This is a genomic window from Synechococcus sp. BA-120 BA3 (assembly GCF_034931285.1).
Classification (GTDB): Bacteria; Cyanobacteriota; Cyanobacteriia; order PCC-6307; family Cyanobiaceae; genus Cyanobium.
This window is the reverse complement of the sequence record NZ_JAYGHZ010000217.1, coordinates 1-781: the sequence shown is the minus strand read 5'-3', so window position 1 is coordinate 781 and position 781 is coordinate 1. Positions and strand designations below refer to the sequence as shown.

The following is a 781-nucleotide window of genomic DNA, read 5'->3' as shown; positions in this document are numbered from 1 at the left end:
ATGGCATACTGCCCAACCTGCTCACGCAAATGGACCGCCTGGCCTTTGTTGGGCAGGGTGCAGTGGGTGCCTTGGCGTACGCCCCCAATTCACAATATGCAGCTATAACGCAAAGCGATATTGACCTTTCCGAATTGGGTCAACAAGCCCAAGCCGTGTTCGAGGGGCAAACAGGGGAGGTGCTGCAAGCCTTGGTAGTCAGCGGAAATTCGGGAGGTGCAAGGCCCAAGGCCTTGATATATGCGCAACCCGGCAACTGGGCCAACTGCAGCACGGCATCCAGGGCGGGCGATGAAGCCTGGTTGGTTAAATTTACTTCCGCAAGTTTGCCCTTGGGCCATGAGGAAGGTATTTGCGAAGCGGTGTACTTGCAGCTTGCCGAGCAACTTCAGCTTGAACCGCCGCAACACACTCTGGTTCAACCTGGCTATGCCAATCGTGAGTACCCTTGGCTGGCTTTAAAGCGTTTTGACTGGGTTTCCAATCACGAGGGCCCGGCCGGCCGCTTGCACATGCATAGTGCTTGTGGCCTGTTGGGTGCAGACTTTCGCTTGCCCAGTCTGGATTACCAAACGCTAATTTCAGCAACCCGGCGCTTGTGTAAATCGCCCGCGGCAGCTCAGCTTCAATTTCGGCGCGCGGTATTCAATTTGCTGGCGAGCAATCAAGACGACCACAGCAAAAACTGGGCGTTTTTGCAGAACGACCAAGGCCACTGGCAGCCTGCACCTTTTTACGATGTCACCTTTAGCCCCCACCCCCACGGTGAGCACAGCACGGC

At 56.1% G+C, this 781-nt stretch carries 1 protein-coding gene; it reads left to right on the top strand.

Features of this window, described 5'->3' with window-relative positions; translation table 11 throughout:
* Positions 1 to 71: 71 nt before the first annotated feature.
* The coding region (locus VB737_RS07385; protein ID WP_500312264.1) for a type II toxin-antitoxin system HipA family toxin at positions 72 to 781 on the top strand (710 nt) is incomplete at its 3' end.